The sequence below is a fragment of the Bartonella sp. CL100XZDX genome (assembly GCF_042195375.1).
Classification (GTDB): domain Bacteria; phylum Pseudomonadota; class Alphaproteobacteria; order Rhizobiales; family Rhizobiaceae; genus Bartonella.
Map to the genome: position 1 here is coordinate 1 of NZ_JBHIOH010000049.1, position 18,348 is coordinate 18,348.

Genomic DNA, 18,348 nt, shown 5'->3' on the forward strand with positions numbered 1-18,348 from the left:
TTTTAGGGTTGAAAGAACGGTATTTTTTCTTGCAATAGTTAAGCCAATCAGATTCCCATGATTGTTGTACTGGCTCATATTTCACCGTTTGCGGAGCTTCATAAATTATCTGTTCTTGTGGAACCTGTTGATATACAATTTGATTTTGTGGTACTATTTGATAAACAACTTGTGGCTGTTCTGGTTTTTTTAAAACTGTACCAAGAATCGTACCTGTTGCAAGACCAAGAATACCCATTACTACAGCATCTCCTGAGTTTTCTATATGAACATTACGGTGTTTTGTTTTTTTGCGCTCGACGTAATGATACGTTTTGTTTTCAATATAATGATAATGGTGGTGGTGGTGATGATGGTGTTGTTGTTCCGTCTTACTATGTTTGGCTACAAACCTTTCATGTTCGGCTTTAAATCTTCTTTTGCCGTCTTCAAAACTCTTGTGGAAATCATCAACAAACTTTTGGAAATCATCAGAAAAAAAGCCACGTTTTCTATCAGAACAATGGGAGCGAGAAAAACCGCAAGGCGGGATATCAGCTTTCTTCCTTATTTCCCTTATCGCATCATCTGTTTCTTTACGCATCTTCCTCATCATATCATCTATTTCTCTCGAGATAGAGTCACTACGATTCCATGCTATATTCGCAAGCGTTGCATTTAGCGGCATCAAAACGGTCACAGTTGACATTGCTGATAATACCGCTAACCTGATCACTTTTTTCATAATGATGCTCCTTGTGTAAATTCGTATTTTTCACATCCTACACGTTTCAAACTGAATAGAGCCTGAACAATTTTGGACTTTATTGTGACAAAAAAATAAAAATTCATTTAGTTAAATCTACCACGGAGACAGTACAATAAAATCATAACAGAATTTTGATTTCAATTAATGTACTCTGCTTGAGGTTAATTAATAAATTTGTATTGAGAGTACCCGATTTTTTACTATGGGATATAAAATCTTTATTTATTGGTACTTTTTTATTGTTTGGTACAATATGAATTGAACAATAGGTGTATGAATACAAAGTTATCATTTTTTATCATAGTCTTATGGTTCTATGAGAAAGTCTTATTTTACTTTATTTGTGTTATAGAACCGTGACCTATTTGAATATTTTTTTGTAAGGATCGATAATATTGAGTTAAATATCAGAGTATAACTGTATAAAATAATATATTTTGGAATTTTTTGTAAAATGTTCTTTCTTATGTTGTTTTAGACAAATTGGAGCACCCTTGATGTTGGAGGTTGTCTATTTTTCGGATAATGCTGTTTGCTTTTGAACCTTAGTCTTTTTTAGAAGAGCTGAAGATTATTTTATGCGGTTTGAAATTTCTTACTCCTTCATTGATTGCGTTTTTTTCGTTTTATTGTTGCTTGATTAGGGGTGTTTTTACGAGATTTTCCTTTTTGATTTTCCAAAATACCAGTGTCCATGGTTGGTCCCATGTGTGCAAGGTCTGGTTTGGAGAAAAGACTTTGTTGTAACACGGGCTCATGGGTGGATTGTTCGCTATGATGTGTTAAGGGATTTTCTGCGAGTTCTAGTTCTATCTTTTGTAATTGTTTGATTTCATCGCGAAGTCGCGCTGCTTCTTCAAAATTAAGATCAGCAGCTGCTTCATGCATTAATTTTTCAAGGTGTTTAATATGAGATGCTAAATTGTTGCCAACTATATTTTTTTTCTCGATAACATCAGGGATATTTGTACGAACATGGTTGTTTTCATCGCCTAAATTGAGAATATCTCCGATATTTTTTTTGATACTTTTCGGTGTGATATGGTGTTCTTCATTATAGGCTATTTGTTTTTGTCGACGTCTTTGTGTCTCCTGTAAGGCTCGTTCTATGGAACCAGTGATCGTATCTGCATAGAGGATAACACGGCCATCTACGTTACGTGCAGCACGTCCGATTGTTTGTATGAGGGAAGTTTCAGAGCGCAAAAAGCCCTCTTTATCGGCATCTAGAATGGCAACAAAACCACATTCTGGAATATCTAAGCCTTCTCGGAGCAAGTTGATACCGATGAGGACATCAAAGGTGCCAAGCCGAAGATCGCGTAGAATTTCAATGCGTTCTAATGTATCAATGTCAGAATGCATGTAGCGTACACGAATGTCTTGTTCGTGGAGATATTCAGTTAAGTCCTCAGCCATACGCTTTGTGAGAACTGTCACCAATGTACGGTAGCCTTTTTGAATTGTTTTACGAATTTCATTCACAACATCATCGACTTGATTTTTGGCTGGACGAACCTCTGTTGGTGGGTCAACAAGCCCTGTTGGGCGAATAACTTGTTCCGCAAAAGTGCCGTGAGATTGTTCTATTTCCCAGCGTCCAGGTGTTGCGGAGACAGCAATCGTTTGTGGGCGCATAGCATCCCATTCTTCAAAGCGCAAAGGACGGTTATCCATACAAGAAGGGAGGCGAAAACCATATTCTGCTAGTGTTGCTTTTCTACGAAAGTCACCTCGGTACATGCCCCCAATTTGGGGAATGGTTACGTGGCTTTCATCGATAAAAACAAGAGCATTATTTGGAATGTATTCGAACAAGGTTGGTGGTGGTTCTCCGGGTTTTCGTCCTGTTAAATAACGTGAATAATTTTCTATTCCGGCGCATGAACCGGTGGTTTCTAACATTTCTAAATCAAAAATTGTACGTTGTTCTAAACGTTGTGCTTCTAAAAGACGTCCAGCTGCGTTCAACTCATCGAGGCGTTGAACGAGTTCCATTTTGATGGCTTTCATTGCTTGATTGAGTGTTGGTCGCGGTATTACATAGTGTGAATTGGCATAAATTTTAATCGATTGAAGATCGCCTGTTTTTTGTCCGGTGAGAGGATCGAATTCCGTAATTGTTTCCACTTCATCGCCAAAGAGCGAAATACGCCAAGCACGATCTTCGAGGTGGGCAGGGAAAATTTCGATTGTATCCCCTCGTACACGAAAGGAACCACGAATGAAATTGATATCTTGTCGATAATACTGTTGAGAGACTAAATCAGCCAAGAGTGTTCGTTGATTGAGTTTGTCCCCTTTTGCTATTTGGAAGGTCATGGCCGTATAGGTTTCTACGGAACCAATTCCGTAGATGCAGGAGACAGAGGCGACGATAATAACGTCATCACGCTCTAAGACGGCGCGTGTTGCAGCATGACGCATCCGGTCGATTTGTTCATTAATTGAGGATTCTTTTTCAATATAGGTATCAGAGCGTGCAACGTAGGCTTCTGGTTGATAATAGTCATAATAAGAAACAAAATATTCGACAGCATTATGGGGAAAAAAACTTTTAAATTCCCCATAAAGCTGCGCTGCTAGAGTTTTATTTGGTGCTAAGATTAAAGCTGGACGCTGTGTTTTTTCAATGATATTGGCCATTGTATAGGTTTTTCCTGAGCCGGTAACACCCAAAAGCACTTGTGTACGTTCATCTTTTTGAATTCCCTCAACCAGAGTTTTTATGGCTTGAGGTTGATCTCCCGCGGGTTTAAAAGATGTTTCGAGTTGAAATGGAATACCACCTTCAGACTTTTCAGGACGAACAGGGCGGTGAGGTGTCCATAACGCGCCATTCTTAAAAAGAGGATTACCTGAAGCAATAAGAGCAGAAAGAGCTTCTACTGTTGCAGTAACACAATTTTTCATTGTTGTATCCTTTGATAGAAAAGTGTTGGTGATTTTAAAGAAAATACTAATTTTTACAAATTTATTACGACAACAGCAAAACGTTATTGAACAGATTTATTTTGGTTTATTAGAGCTTTCATTAGGATATTGATCAAGTTTTTTATGAGACGAGTTCTTTGAAGTATTTCTTTGGAGGGGGTATATTTGTGGTTGTTCGTGGACACTATTGCATTTTTGCCATGATGATATTCAAGAGGGCATAAGTTATTATGGCTGTTATGGAGAATAATCGGTATGTTTGGGCACTAAAGACATTGTATATGTGTGATAAAGATCGTTTCCATCTTTAAATGAAAGATAACGAGATGACACCCAACCTATTTGAGTGTTATATCGGATATGGCACCAATTTCCTTTACAGTTTTTAACAAAAACCAATTCTCCAGCAGAGATTAAGCCGCAAAGCGCATACTGAGTGCTGGGACCTGTTCTAAAATTAAGATTTCTCGTAACAAAAGCATCTGCTGCCTCTGATATTGTTGTGGCTAAAAAGAAAGAGCCAAACATAAAAAAAATGACGATTTTTTTCATTTTTCTGTAAAGAATTTCTTTAGAGATTTTCTATCCTTCTCTCTTCATATCCCATATGATTTCTTTTACTAGATTATGATAAAACAGAAAAAAACACAATTCTTTCTTCTTTAGGACACTTTTAAAGAGAAGAGTGAAGTTTAACGTTTTAAACACCAAAATGAGATGTTTTAATCACTATTTGTGCATGTTTTGTTTCCTTTATTTATTTTTGTATGGAAAACAGCGATACTGTACTATATAATAAAAAAGATCGTAGTTTTCGGATTCCAAAAGTAATTTTGGAAGCCGTTTTTTGTATTTTTATTAAACCTTCCGTGTAATAGAAAGGGACGGATTATGGAAAAAGTTCCGATGACTACAGCTGGTTTTGAGAGTCTTAAAGAAGAGTTGCGTTGGCGTCAACAACAGGAGCGTCCGCGAATTATTGAAGCAATTTCTGAAGCGCGTGCGCATGGTGATTTATCCGAAAATGCTGAGTATCACGCAGCTAAAGAAGCGCAAAGTCATAATGAGGGGCGTATAAATGAGCTTGAAGATTATATCGCGCGAGCAGAAGTTATAGATGTCTCGCGTCTTTCAGGTGACAAAATAAAATTTGGCGCAACCATTAAACTCTTGGATGAGGACACTGAAGAAAAAAAAGTGTATCAGATCGTAGGAGATCAAGAAGCTGATGTAAAGGTTGGTAAAATCTCTATTTCTTCGCCTATCGCACGTGCACTTATTGGCAAGCAAGAAGGTGATGTGATTGAGGTGAATGCACCAGGTGGTGCGCATAATTATGAGATCATTAAGGTTCAGTACATCTAAATAACATATGGATTATTATGCGTGTATCTTTGGACGAAACTGAGGTTATTGCGCCTCACTTTAAAAGGCGTTTGTCGGGAGTAACATCTACGATTATTCAGCTTATTCCAATGCAACGCGAACAGGGTATGCGTATATCCACTTTGGGGTTTGGTTTACCACAAACTTTACCGGCTCTTGCCTTTAGGGACCTTTTCGGACTTTGGAAAAGTCCGAAAGGGAAGCCATTTCGTATTTGGCATGCACGACGCAATATTGAGATGCTTTGTGGGATCTTTTTACGCGATGTTTTGCGAATGAAGCTTAAACTCATCTTTACTTCGGCTTCACAACGTCATCATAAGCCTTTTACCAAATGGTTGATTCGCTGTATGGATAGGGTTATAGCTACCAGTACACGTACGGGCGCTTATCTAGAAGTGCCTCATAAGGTTATTATGCATGGGGTGGATGTGAGGCGTTTTACTCCACCACAGACTGTTGATGATTGCTTTTCTTCGACAGGATTTCCAGGAAAATATGCGGTAGGATGTTTTGGGCGTCTGCGCTACTCAAAGGGAACAGATTTATTTGTTGATGCCATGATAGCATTATTGCCTGATTACCCCGAATGGACAGCACTTATCGCTGGTCGTACGACAGAGCAATATTATCATTTTGAAAAAGAGTTACGCCAAAAGATTGCTAAAGCTGGTCTGGATGATCGCATTATTTTTCTTGGTGAGATTCTGGACATCCCTTTGTGGTATCGTCGTTTAACACTTTATGTTGCACCTTCTCGTACAGAAGGTTTCGGTTTAACGCCATTAGAAGCAATGGCATCACAGGTTGCGGTTGTAACGAGTGATGCAGGAGCTTATAAAGAATTGGTTGTAGAAGCGACAGGAACAGTTGTAAAAGCAGGAGATGGTTCGGCTTTAACCGCAGCAATTGAACCTTATTTTTCTGATGTGGAAAAAACATTGGCAGCCGGAAAGAAAGCTTTAACCCATGTTCGTACTCACTTTCCTTTGGAAAAAGAGGCAAGCAAGATTGAAAGTGTTTACAAAGAACTGTTTGCGGAAAAAACACTTTGATATGATATCAAAAATCTTCTTGAGGGATGATAAAAAGTATTTTCCTTAAAGGTTTTTCATAGTCATCAAGAAAACAGCTCAATGATATAAATGTTATTTTACAAAATTTATATTGTCTTTAGTAGAACACTATAAAAAGTTCCCAAAATTTTGGATAAAAGATTAAAAATGTATACGCTTGAGAGCGATATGTAGTTTATGATAAAGCATACTAGGAGAGAGGAAAGCTACTTTTATTCATTGATATTTTAGAATAAGAAAATAATGCTTTAACTCAAGTCTGGGGATTTATGCACTATCTTATACGGTGTCGTACTGATATTGTTCGTTTTGTAAGACTTAAATAGATAGCAAAAAAACGTTTTCTTGTCTTAAAAAGATAATGATGCTATCTCCATGGATAAAATAGTCGTACATATTTTCAATAAATTCATGATAAGATGGATTTAAGATTGATATATATATATATGATTTTTATAGATAATTTACCTTTTCAATTTGAATAAGAGCTTTGAGTAGCGTAAGATTTTCTTATGTCAAATCGGTTGATATTAAATCAAGGAGAGCTATCCTCTAGCACATCACAATCGGAAGAAGGCATGTGGTGGATAAAAACTATTGAAGACAAGGTGTAAAGAGATTTCTTATAAATTGTCTGAAATGCAGGCTGTTACGACATTAACAGAAAAAAAATAATATGGTGGTACTAATTTATATCTTATTTTGTAGTACCGACTTGCACCTTATTATTATTTAAGTAAAAATGATGGTGCCCATTTTATATCTTTCATGAAGGCTGTCGTGGAATGGGGGTGATGAGTACTGTGAGATGTTTTTTTATAAGCTTGTGAGTTCGTAATATAATAGCATTTTTTTCTATAAGGAGGTAACTCTATTAAAGAGAAAAAACACTTTTATCAGCAAATATTCATATTTTTTGCATGAGAGATTATTCGTAAAAAAGAATGTTCTATGCGTCCACTTTATTTGATAAAGAAGATCAATAAAGTGAAGTTTTATATGTTATGGCTTTGAAAATATTGGTATTTGATTGTTTTTGTTGAATTATTTTTATATCATTGATATGATGATTTGTATGAAATTTTAGAAAATCTTCAGTGGATTGAGTAAGGGGTGAATATTATGATGCATACTGTTCACACCTTTTTATCTTGTAAATTTTTATCATGGTAGAATAAAATACTCTCTGCATTAGAATTGTTCACGCCAGAAAGCGGGAATAAAAAGGACGAATATTGTTATGATTTCAAGGCGTCCAGCTAACATTAGAAAACTTAAAATCCATAAAGCATGGTCGTTGATTGTAGAGAAATTACCAGTGGGGCCAATAATATCTCCAAAGCCTGGACCAACATTTGAAAGTGCGGTTAAGACCCCCGTAAAGGCAGAGGTAAAGTCAAGACCGGTTGTAAGCAAAAGTGCAGTGCCGATAACAAGGCAAAACATATAAAGACAGACAAAAAACAAAACGGCTTGAGCAACATCATTTGATATATTTGAGTGATCGTAGCGCGCTTTTACAACGACATTAGGAGAAAGAAGTTTTTCTATATTTGTTTGTGTAATACGCCAAAGAATAATGAGGCGATTGATTTTCATGCCACCAGAAGTAGAACCAGCACATCCGCCTGTAAAAGAAACAATGAAGAAAATTCCAAGCGCAAACGGTCCCCAAAGTTGATAATCTTCAGCGCTATAACCTGTGGTGCTAATAATGGATGAAAGGTGAAAAATGACATCAAGGAAAATCAAGTGGAACGCGCGATGATCATAAAACCGTAGCCATGCCGCTAAAGCAAAGCTGAAAAGGAGAACGATATGGAGAAAAACAATCACTTGTGGGTCAAGGAAGCGTTTGGAGTGTCCAGGAAGGACTAATTTAACATAAAGTACGAAGGGTAAAGCAGAAAGCAACATGAAGATTGTTGAAATAATTAAGATGGCTGGTTTATCAGAAAAATAGCCAAAAGAAGCATCATGCGTTGAAAAACCAGCTGTTGCTACTGTACTCATTGCATGGTTAATGGCATCAAATAAATTCATGCCTGCAGCAAAATAAGAAAGCATACAAGCCAATGTTAACCCAACATAAGCGATGATAATTCCGTTAGCAATTTGGTTGATGCGAGGCAATATTTTTTCAGATTTATCAGATGATTCCATATGAAAAAGTCGCACGCCACCCACACGCAGTGAAGGCAAAATTAAGAGGGCTAAACCGATAAAACCAATGCCCCCAATCCAGCATATAAGAGAACGCCATAATAAAATACTTCGCGATAAATTATCAAGATCAGAAAGGACTGTGGAGCCTGTTGTTGTAATTCCAGAAACAGATTCAAAAATGGCTCCTGCTAGAGAAATGGGAAGAGGAGAAAGATAAAGAGGTAAGGCACCTACGATGCTTCCTGTAAGCCAAAGACAAACAGTGAGCATAAAGCCAAGCCGTGCTGAAAAGCGACAAGTAGCTCCCTTAGTTGCTAAAAGAATCAGCGTTGCTAACATGGTGGTTATGGCACAAGAATAGAGAAAGCTTATCCAATTACGATTGTTGTCGTGCAAATCCACAAAAATTGGCAAAAGCATTGCTCCTCCCATGATTAAGGCAAAACGTGCACAGACATTGATAATAAATTGAAAAATGATCGTTCCCTATCTTTGTATCTCTTTTTATTATGGTTTTGTGCTCATAAGAAGTTACATTTTTCTCTTTATAGGATAAGGATTAATTCTTAACATTAGCGTGCCTTGATGAATTAGTAATCAGACCTTTTCATAAAACTTGAAAAGAAGTATACATAACATAATTAGGGCTCTTGAAAAATATTTTTTTAAAAGGCTGCATTCCGTTATCATTTATAGAATAATTAATTTATAATAAAGTGAAGGGGATTTAATGGTGCAATCGCATATTCGTCTGCTGATTATTGGCTCAGGTCCGGCTGGTTATACAGCGGCGATCTATGCAGCAAGAGCAATGCTTAAGCCGGTTTTGGTGACGGGCTTGCAGCAGGGTGGACAATTAACAATTACAACTGATGTTGAGAATTATCCAGGTTTTTCAGATCCCATTCAAGGACCATGGTTGATGGAACAAATGGCAAAACAAGCTGAGAATATGGGGACAAAAATTGTCTATGATACAATTATAAAGGCTGATTTGTTGAAGTATCCTTTTGTCTTATATGGGGATTCAGGAACACAATATTCTTGTGATGCACTGATTATTGCAACAGGAGCTCAAGCACGCTGGCTTGGTTTAGAAAGTGAACAGACCTTTATGGGCGGAGGTGTTTCCGCTTGTGCTACATGTGATGGCTTTTTTTATCGTGATAAGGACGTTATTGTCGTGGGAGGAGGAAATACGGCTGTTGAAGAAGCACTTTATTTATCGCATTTGGCTAAGAGTGTAAGCGTGGTTCACAGGCGGGGGCAGTTTCGGGCAGAAAAAATTTTGCAAGATAGGTTGCTGTCTTGTAATAATGTGCGTGTTTTTTGGGATCATGTGGTTGAAGAAATTCTGGGGCTGCCAGCTCAAGATTCAATGGGCGCTGTTGTAACAGGGGCACGTCTGAAAAATGTTAAGACAGGTCATGAGATGAAAGTGAATGCAGAGGGCATATTTATTGCCATTGGGCATGATCCTGCTGTTTCTCTGTTTGAAGGACAGCTGAAACAAAAACGAGGCGGCTATTTATGGACAGCACCGGACTCAACAGCAACAAGCATTGCTGGTGTTTTTGCTGCTGGGGATGTGACAGATGAAACATTCCGCCAAGCTGTAACAGCTGCGGGAAGAGGATGTATGGCAGCGTTGGAAGCAGAACGGTTTTTGGATATATCCAAGCGTTAGTAACTCATTGAGAAAATAGAGAATATAGAGGTAGAATTAATTGTGGCGCCACCGTTGGATTGGGATAAGTTAAGAGTTTTTCACGCTGCAGCAGAAGCGGGATCTTTTACGCATGCTGCTCAAAAACTTCATTTATCTCAATCAGCCGTTTCACGACAGGTTTCGGCTTTAGAACAAGAGGTTGGGGTATCCTTATTTCAACGTCATGCGCGTGGTTTGATTCTTACAGAACAGGGAGAAACTCTTTATCGTACAGCTCATGATGTTTTGATGAAGCTTGAAAGTGTGCGTTTGCAATTAAGTGAAAGCTATGCAAAACCAACGGGGCACTTGCGTGTGACCTCGACCTTTGGAATGGGGGCAGGGTGGATTGCAGAGCGTATGCCAGAATTTCTTAGTCTTTATCCTGATATGCAGGTTCAGCTTTTGCTTTCCGATGAAGAGCTTGATTTGACAATGTGTCATGCGGATTGTGCTGTTCGCTTACATCAACCCAAACAACCTGATCTTATACAAAGAAAACTCTTTACAATTCATATGCATGTTTATGCTTCGGAAAAGTATATTGCAAATTATGGAAAGCCGGAAAAATTATCTGATCTCGATGAGCATCGTATTATTTCGTTCGGTGAACCTGTTCCACCTTATTTGTCTGGTTTAAATTGGTTGGAAAAGGCTGGTAGAAGTGATGGATCATTGCGCGTTTCAGTTCTACAAATCAACAATATCATCTCAATAAAGAATGCGCTTATGCGTGATCTTGGGATTGCTGTGCTTCCTGATTATATCGTCAATAATGATGAGCATTTGGTGCGTCTTTTTCCTGATATGGTTGATATTCCTTCTTTTGATACTTTTTTTTGTTATCCTTATAATTTAAAGAATTTGGCAAGGTTAAATGCTTTTCGAGATTATATTTTTTTAAAAGCTCGTCAGTGGTCTTTTTAATATTAATGTCTTAATTTATAAGGAACAATTAGCTGTTTTGCAACTTGAGACTCCCGTAATATTCTTTCGTTTCAAATTTGCTCATATTGAATCAATTAAAATTATTCGTTGCACATTAAAAGTGGAGGGAGTCTGCGCGGGTAAATATTTTTGAAAAAAGGGATAAATGTTTTTTTACAAATGCTAGCAAACGTGAGAGCTATTATATAATGGACAATCGTGTGATGGTGTAGCTTACATTTTTATATTTAATTAAAGAGAGTGCTACATAATGGAGACAAATTTAAAGCTATGTGTTTATTGCATAGCAGATACGCTTAAGTCTTTATTGTGCTTTTTCTTATAAAATGACATAGAATGCTATCTCTTGATTATGTTGCCTCCCAGTGCGTTTTCTTGAGTGTTCCCTTACGAAGATCTATCAGATTGATTTTATCTCTGAAGATTTTCCAAATTTGCCGGACAATATGTCCGGCTTTTTTTTATTATTTTTGAAAGAGTCCTTAGAAATTGCAATATATGGGAAGATGATAAGGAAAAAATTTCGAAACTTGTGGATATCCAACAATTTTTTAAGAATACTAAAATTCAATGAGGAGTTTAAGAGAGATTTATCCTGTTATACCATAAAAGTCTGTCTTTTAGGGGTGTGATATAAAATATTTAAAACCTTATACATGAAGTGCTTTTTATTAGAGTGTGAGGTGAATATTTAAGGCAGGTCTTGTTCATAAAGCCTATGAAGTAAATCAAGTAGTTATTAGATAGAACTTAAAGGAAACTGGATTGCTTACACAACGATGTGAGGTGGCTTCTTCTTCATTTTAGGACGAAGAAGAAGCCGAGAAATAGAAGAGATTTTATTGTAAGGGCCTTTGATTATAAGGGCAATTGTGTTTAAAAGTGCTCGGTCTTTTTTAGAGTTATAAATTGAATGGAGAAAGCAGAATAGGTTTTTCATCTCTTATGATAATAGACCGATTCATTTATTTGATAGCTAGATTTTTTTGATCTTTATCTACAGCCTCTATTTTTGTGTTTATTCATAGATATTTTTGCTGAATCGATAGATTTAGACCATGACACAATTTCCGATATTTTCTCGGATATACTGACATTCGGTAAAAACAATCACAAGAGATGATATTTAAAAATTTTAAATTAGACTGTTGCAAAAGCGCTGTATACGTATACAAGCTTCTTCAAGTAATTCTTCTGATGTTGCATAAGAAATACGAAAAGCTGATCCAAGTCCAAAAGCAGATCCTTGGACGACAGCAACAGCTTCTGTTTCTAGAAGCGCTATGGCAAAGTCCTCATCATTGGTAATACATTGGCCGTTAGGTGTTTTCTTTCCAATAATTCCGGAGCAAGAAGGATAAACATAAAAAGCACCCTCAGGCGTTGGACAGTGAATGCCAGGAGCTTGATTTAGCATGGAGACAACGAGATCACGGCGTGTTTGAAAAATACTTTTATTTTTAGCAATAAAGTCTTGTGGCCCGTTGAGTGCTTCAACCGCAGCCCATTGTGAAATGACACTTGTTCCAGATGTTTGCTGGCCTTGAATGGTATCCATGGCTTTAATTAATTCTTGTGGTCCGCCTGCATAGCCGATTCTCCATCCCGTCATCGCATAGGCTTTAGAAACACCATTCATTGTGAGTGTACGCTCATAAAGCGCTGGTTCTACTTGAGCTGGAGTAACAAAGGTAAAACCCTCATATGTGAGATGTTCATATATATCATCGGAAAGGATATAAACATGAGGATATTTTACTAAAACATCTGTGAGTTTTTTCAATTCATTATGTGTATAAGCGGCACCTGATGGATTTGAAGGAGAGTTAAAGATGACCCATTTGGTTTTGGGGGTAATGGCAGCTTCTAGCTCTTGGGGTTGGAGTTTATAAGAAAATTCGGCTTTCGTTTCTAAAAAGACAGGCTTACCATCGTTGAGTGAGACCATTTCTGGATAACTAACCCAATAAGGGGATGGAATGATGACCTCATCTCCTTTATTCAAAGTTGCCATGAATGCATTAAAGAGAATTTGTTTTCCACCGGTACCAACAATAATTTGTTCTGGTTGGTAAAGAAGGTTATTTTCTCTTTTAAACTTTGCAGAAATTGCTTGGCGCAATTCTGGAATTCCAGATATGGGAGGGTATTTTGTTTCTCCTCTTCGAATAGCTTCAATAGCCGCGTTTTTGATGTTGTCTGGGGTATCAAAGTCTGGCTCTCCAGCACTTAAAGCAATAACATTGCGCCCTAATGCTTTTAAATGGCGGGCCTTTTGAGAAGCAGCTATTGTTGCAGAAGGTTTGATAAGAGACAGTTTGTCGGCAATAAAAGCCATAATTTTAAATCCTTATATTATATCAACAAATGGTTATTGCTTTAAGGATATTCTATAAGAGATTATATTGTATGCAATAAAAAACTTCCAAAATACTCTTACACGGGCTTTATATTCTTCTTTTTTGAGATTTCACAAGATAATCTCTTCGTAGATTTTATGAAAGTTTTGAGGAAGTATAAGGGGGGGGTGATAAATTGTGCAAAGGAGATAAGTAGTCTTTTATGTTAACAAGGTAAAATGATGCTTTATACAAAATAAAAAAAATCTTCGTCATTACAGACGAAGATTTTTAAATAAAATATTGCAAAATTTAAACTTTAAAGGGCTGCAAGGTTACCAGCGGCAAATTTTCCTGAACGACGATCTTGAAGAACATCATAAGAAATTTTTTGCCCTTCATTAAGACTGTTTAGACCAGAACGCTCGACAGCAGAAATGTGTACAAATACATCTGCACTACCATCACTAGGTTGAATGAATCCGAAACCTTTTGTTGTATTAAACCACTTAACTGTTCCTGTAGACATAGGAAACTCCTTAGAATATATAATTATATTGAGTATTGAAGCTTTCATTTCTTCAATACGGTTGTAGATCGAAATTAGGTGGGAGAAGTTTCGTCGAAAGTGCAGATTGCACAGGAAAGAAAGTCACGTAACCGAAAATTCGATGAAACCTCTATAAAAGTTTTTGGAACAAAAAGCAAGTCTTAATCAATTTTTATATAAAGAAAAAATAAGAAAACAGTGTACATTTTGTTAAGTAGAAAAATTCAACTGAAATAACTTTGTAGTGAACGTACTTCAAGGCGCCTTTTTTTGAGTGCTTTGATCGCTTCTACAACGGCTTCGGCTCCAGCTAGTGTTGTATAATAGGGAACATTTTGCATGAGGGCTGCATAACGTAATGATTTTGAATCTGAGATGGCACTGGCCGTGCTAGTTGTATTAAAAATCAATTGAATTTTGCGATTACGAATAGCGTCTTCAATATGGGGGTGTCCCTCTAGAACTTTGTTAATTTTTTTTGCTTCAACGTGGTGTTCGGTGAGAAATTTTTGTGTTCCACTTGTGGCGACAACAGAAAAGCCAAGCTCAGTTAAACGTTTTACAGGATTTAAGATGCGTTTTTTATCTTCATCTCTTACAGAAACGAACAAAGTTCCCTCTTTAGGGAGTTTTACACCAGCTCCAAGTTGGGCTTTAGCAAAAGCAAGCGAAAATTCATAGTCAAGTCCCATAACTTCACCGGTTGAGCGCATTTCTGGACCAAGAAGTGTATCAACACCTGAAAAACGAGCAAAAGGAAATACGGCTTCCTTGACGGCAATATGTTGTTTTTTTTGCAAAGAAGGTAATCCACCATAAGCTTGAAGAGCATCATGAAGCGTTTCTCCTGCCATAATACGTGCAGCCATTTTAGCAATAGGGCGACCAATCGTTTTTGCAACAAATGGGACAGTACGTGAAGCACGGGGATTGACTTCTAAGACATAAATGGTGTCATCTTTTATAGCATATTGTACATTCATTAAGCCGCGAACATGAAGTGCTTGTGCTAATGCTTTGGTTTGGCGCTCTAATTCAGTAACTATTTTATTTGAGAGCGTATGGACTGGTAGAGAACATGCTGAATCACCAGAGTGGATACCAGCTTCTTCAATATGTTCCATAATACCAACGATTAGTGTTTCGTTACCATCACATAGACAATCAACATCTACTTCAATTGCTTCTGTTAAATAGGTATCAAAGAGAAGCGGATTTTTACCAAGCAATATATTGATTTGTCCTGTTGTGTCGTTAGGATAACGGACTTTGATATCTTCTGAAATTAATTCAGGGACACTCTCAAGTAAATAATTTTGTAAGCTACGTTCATCACGAATAATTTGCATAGCACGTCCTCCTAAAACATAAGAGGGACGTACAACCAAAGGGAAGCCTAGTTCGTGGGCAATGAGGCGTGCTTGTTCAATGGAGTGGGCAATACCATTTTGAGGTTGTGTTAAATTAAGTTTAAATAACAGTTTTTGAAAGCGGTCTCTATCTTCTGCTAAGTCGATAGCGTCAGGTGAAGTACCTAGGATGGGGATATTGTGTTTTTCTAGAGCGCTTGCCAATTTTAAGGGTGTTTGTCCGCCAAATTGGACGATGACTCCAACCAAATCTCCTTTTTCCTGTTCTGCTTCTAAAATAGCGATAACGTCTTCTGTTGTTAAAGATTCAAAGTAAAGGCGATCAGAGGTATCATAGTCGGTTGAAACTGTTTCAGGATTACAGTTAATCATAATCGCTTCAAATCCTGCATCACGCAGTGCAAAAGCAGCGTGGCAGCAACAGTAATCAAATTCAATACCTTGCCCAATGCGGTTTGGTCCACCGCCTAAAATAGCAATTTTTTTGCGTTCAGAAACGTGTGCTTCCGAGTGCTCTACACCCGCAAAGGGAACTTCATATGTTGAATACATATAGGCTGTAGGAGAAGAAAATTCAGCGGCACAAGTATCAATCCGTTTGAAGACGTGTTTAACATTCAGTGATTTACGTAAAGCAGCGATATAATCGGGTTCTTTCCCTGTAAGGGAGGCTAATCGCGCATCTGAAAAGCCCATAGCTTTTAACATACGTAAATTATCTGCGTCTTGGGGTAATCCATGAATGCGGATACGCTGCTCCATTTCAATGATGGAGGCTATTTGTTCTAAAAACCACGGATCAATTTTGCTAATTTGGTGAATCTCATTTAAGGGTAAGCCTGTGCGCATGGCTTGAGCAATATAGCGTAGACGATCAGGGCTTGGTATGGCAATGGCTGAGCGTATAGAACTTTTTTCATCACCTTCAGCATGCTCTGGAATCACAATTTCATCAAGACCCGTAAGCCCTGTTTCAAGTCCACGGAGTGCTTTTTGTAACGATTCTTGAAAAGTGCGTCCAATTGCCATGACTTCTCCTACAGATTTCATCGCAGTTGTGAGGACAGGTGATGAACCGGGAAATTTTTCGAACGCAAAACGAGGAATTTTTGTCACAATATAGTCAATAGAAGGTTCAAATGATGCTGGTGTTGCACCATCCGTGATATCATTTTTTAATTCATCAAGTGTATAACCAACAGCCAGTTTAGCCGCTACTTTGGCAATGGGAAACCCCGTTGCTTTTGAGGCAAGCGCTGAAGAGCGAGAAACACGCGGATTCATTTCAATAACAATGAGGCGCCCATTTTCAGGATTGACAGCAAACTGTACATTGGATCCCCCCGTTTCAACACCAATTTCGCGCAAAACAGCAATCGAAGCATTACGCATACATTGATATTCTTTATCGGTTAAGGTGAGAGCAGGTGCTACAGTGATCGAATCACCGGTATGAATCCCCATTGGATCAATGTTTTCAATAGAACAAACGATGATACAGTTGTCGTTCTTATCACGAACAACTTCCATCTCATATTCTTTCCACCCTAAAACACTTTCTTCAATTAATACTTCTGTTGTTGGTGAAGCTTCAAGCCCACGTTCAATAATTTCATAGAATTCAGAGCGGTTATAAGCGATTCCACCACCAGTTCCACCAAGGGTGAATGAAGGACGAATAATAGCTGGAAGCCCAACAACATCAAGAGCTTGAACTGCTTTTGCTGTTGCATGAGCGATATAATGTTGTTTGCGATCAGCTTCGGTATGTCGCCAGTTGCGCTCAAGTTCTTCGAGTGCTTTGTCAAGCGCAGCACCAGAAAGCTTTGCTTTAAGTTCAGCACACGTTTTTGCGTGTTGTTGGCGATTTTCTTCTTTCAGTTCTGTTGCATTGGCTAACATAGAGCGTGGCGTTTCCAAACCGATTTTTGCCATCGCTTGGCGGAATAAAGCACGATCTTCAGCTTTATCAATAGCATCAGCATTGGCTCCTATCATTTCAACATGGTAGCGGTCTAAAATACCCATACGCTTTAATGATAAAGTAGTATTGAGGGCTGTTTGTCCTCCCATAGTGGGCAAAAGGGCATCGGGACGCTCGTGAGCAATAATTTTGGCAACTATTTCAGGAGTAATGGGCTCTATATAAGTTGCATCAGCTAGATCTGGATCTGTCATAATCGTGGCAGGATTAGAATTTACCAAAATAATTCGGTAACCTTCTTCTTTTAATGCTTTACAGGCTTGAGTGCCTGAATAATCAAATTCACATGCCTGACCAATGATAATAGGTCCTGCTCCGATGATAAGAATAGATTTTATATCTGTGCGTTTGGGCATGACTTTTTCCTATGACAAATATCTGTGTGCGATTGTTGTGGGCAAAATATTTTAGTTCTGAGGCTACCGTCATTTTATAAGTTAAGTGACAAAGAAAGTAAGCATTAAAATACCTTTTCCATGCTTTTTTTCATAAAATTGAAGATAAATTTCTTTTTTGAGTTGAGTCATCTCGTCAGTTTATCAAAAGTATGACCTTTGATAAAAAATAATAACAGTGCTCCAACAAATTAGAATATTCAAGCATACTGTGGAGCATAAAAAGCCGGAACATCTTTCCAATTCATTGCCGGCATACTTTCTTTGTGTTTTATGACGTTTTTTGCTTAAGAGAGCACGCGCTTTTTCTGTTGCTTGTAAAACATAAGCTATTATTTATGGTTCGATGGGATTTCGTAAAATAAAATGGGAAGCTTATCGTGTTGTTCCGTAAAATACTGCCGTTTAGAGTTGTGATATAAGGTATGAAAATTTACCACATTAAGGTGTTTTTGTTAGAGTGTATGATAGAATTCAGAGCAGGATTTGTCTGTAGAGAGCTTATGAAATAAACCATATCAAATGGGTTCAGTTGGAATCTGTTATATAAAAAGCAAGATTGTTGATAGATCAGCTCTGGTCGAAGTTTCCGTCTTAGGGTAGGAAGAAAGTCAATCTATGTATCTTTCCATTTCATAAAAAGGTGAGAGTGTATTTTAATACAATGGCTAAGGAGATAATTTCAGAATGATTTTGTTTGTTTTTAAAAGATAGTGAATACTCTCCCTTTACTTTATGGATGAA

The 18,348-nt window shown here is 37.7% G+C and carries 11 protein-coding genes; 4 read left to right on the top strand and 7 right to left on the bottom strand.

The genetic code is table 11. The annotated features are described in order from the left end of the window. The 3 genes from ACFILU_RS05330 to ACFILU_RS05340 form a co-directional block, all read right to left on the bottom strand. Positions 1-724, bottom strand: a 724-nt coding sequence (locus ACFILU_RS05330; protein ID WP_375675055.1) for a BA14K family protein, incomplete at its 3' end; no start/stop codon positions are given. A gap of 627 nt (positions 725-1,351) precedes the next feature. Continuing rightward, the gene (uvrB, locus tag ACFILU_RS05335) at positions 1,352-3,661 is read right to left on the bottom strand and encodes an excinuclease ABC subunit UvrB (protein ID WP_375675056.1); all 2,310 of its coding nucleotides are present in this window, start codon (positions 3,659-3,661) and stop codon (positions 1,352-1,354) included. A 258-nt stretch (positions 3,662-3,919) separates the two neighbouring features. Then, positions 3,920-4,234 (bottom strand): SH3 domain-containing protein, encoded by a 315-nt coding sequence (locus tag ACFILU_RS05340; protein WP_375675057.1) that lies wholly within the window; start codon positions 4,232-4,234, stop codon positions 3,920-3,922. Between the two features lie 339 nt (positions 4,235-4,573). On the opposite strand from ACFILU_RS05340, the gene greA reads away from it, so the two are divergent. Together greA and ACFILU_RS05350 are read left to right on the top strand one after the other, a co-directional pair. Then, positions 4,574-5,047, top strand: a complete 474-nt coding sequence (gene greA / locus ACFILU_RS05345; protein WP_007347010.1) for a transcription elongation factor GreA — start codon at positions 4,574-4,576, stop codon at positions 5,045-5,047. Positions 5,048-5,064: 17 nt separating this feature from the next. Then, complete coding sequence (locus ACFILU_RS05350; protein WP_375675058.1) at positions 5,065-6,123, top strand: glycosyltransferase family 4 protein; 1,059 nt, start codon at positions 5,065-5,067, stop codon at positions 6,121-6,123. 1,212 nt (positions 6,124-7,335) lie between these two features. Here the strand turns inward: ACFILU_RS05350 and ACFILU_RS05355 are convergent. After that, positions 7,336-8,730: a TrkH family potassium uptake protein gene (locus tag ACFILU_RS05355; RefSeq protein WP_273791219.1), complete on the bottom strand. Its 1,395-nt coding sequence runs from the start codon at positions 8,728-8,730 to the stop codon at positions 7,336-7,338. Positions 8,731-9,040: 310 nt separating this feature from the next. Here ACFILU_RS05355 and trxB point away from each other — a divergent pair, with 310 nt between their 5' ends. Next, positions 9,041-9,997 carry a thioredoxin-disulfide reductase gene (gene trxB, locus ACFILU_RS05360; RefSeq protein WP_375675059.1) on the top strand — a complete coding sequence of 319 codons (957 nt, stop codon included), beginning with the start codon at positions 9,041-9,043 and terminating at the stop codon, positions 9,995-9,997. Positions 9,998-10,039: 42 nt separating this feature from the next. Then, positions 10,040-10,945, top strand: a complete 906-nt coding sequence (locus tag ACFILU_RS05365; RefSeq protein ID WP_273791217.1) for a LysR family transcriptional regulator — start codon at positions 10,040-10,042, stop codon at positions 10,943-10,945. A 1,156-nt stretch (positions 10,946-12,101) separates the two neighbouring features. On the opposite strand, the gene ACFILU_RS05370 is transcribed toward ACFILU_RS05365, so the two are convergent. From ACFILU_RS05370 to carB, 3 genes are all read right to left on the bottom strand, one after another. Further along, complete coding sequence (locus tag ACFILU_RS05370) at positions 12,102-13,304, bottom strand: pyridoxal phosphate-dependent aminotransferase (RefSeq protein WP_375675060.1); 1,203 nt, start codon at positions 13,302-13,304, stop codon at positions 12,102-12,104. 320 nt (positions 13,305-13,624) lie between these two features. Further along, positions 13,625-13,834, bottom strand: coding sequence for a cold-shock protein (locus ACFILU_RS05375; RefSeq protein ID WP_012754908.1), 210 nt, complete (start codon positions 13,832-13,834; stop codon positions 13,625-13,627). A gap of 245 nt (positions 13,835-14,079) precedes the next feature. After that, positions 14,080-17,565 carry a carbamoyl-phosphate synthase large subunit gene (gene carB / locus ACFILU_RS05380; RefSeq protein ID WP_375675062.1) on the bottom strand — a complete coding sequence of 1,162 codons (3,486 nt, stop codon included), beginning with the start codon at positions 17,563-17,565 and terminating at the stop codon, positions 14,080-14,082. Positions 17,566-18,348: the final 783 nt, after the last annotated feature.

Excerpts from the sequence above, each read along its gene's own strand:
- uvrB (WP_375675056.1), bottom strand. The coding sequence starts at position 3,661 with ATGAAAAATTGTGTTACTGCAACAGTAGAAGCTCTTTCTGCTCTTATT.
- ACFILU_RS05340 (WP_375675057.1), bottom strand. The coding sequence starts at position 4,234 with ATGAAAAAAATCGTCATTTTTTTTATGTTTGGCTCTTTCTTTTTAGCC.
- greA (WP_007347010.1), top strand. The coding sequence starts at position 4,574 with ATGGAAAAAGTTCCGATGACTACAGCTGGTTTTGAGAGTCTTAAAGAA.
- ACFILU_RS05350 (WP_375675058.1), top strand. The coding sequence starts at position 5,065 with ATGCGTGTATCTTTGGACGAAACTGAGGTTATTGCGCCTCACTTTAAA.
- ACFILU_RS05355 (WP_273791219.1), bottom strand. The coding sequence starts at position 8,730 with ATGCTTTTGCCAATTTTTGTGGATTTGCACGACAACAATCGTAATTGG.
- trxB (WP_375675059.1), top strand. The coding sequence starts at position 9,041 with ATGGTGCAATCGCATATTCGTCTGCTGATTATTGGCTCAGGTCCGGCT.
- ACFILU_RS05370 (WP_375675060.1), bottom strand. The coding sequence starts at position 13,304 with ATGGCTTTTATTGCCGACAAACTGTCTCTTATCAAACCTTCTGCAACA.
- ACFILU_RS05375 (WP_012754908.1), bottom strand. The coding sequence starts at position 13,834 with ATGTCTACAGGAACAGTTAAGTGGTTTAATACAACAAAAGGTTTCGGA.
- carB (WP_375675062.1), bottom strand. The coding sequence starts at position 17,565 with ATGCCCAAACGCACAGATATAAAATCTATTCTTATCATCGGAGCAGGA.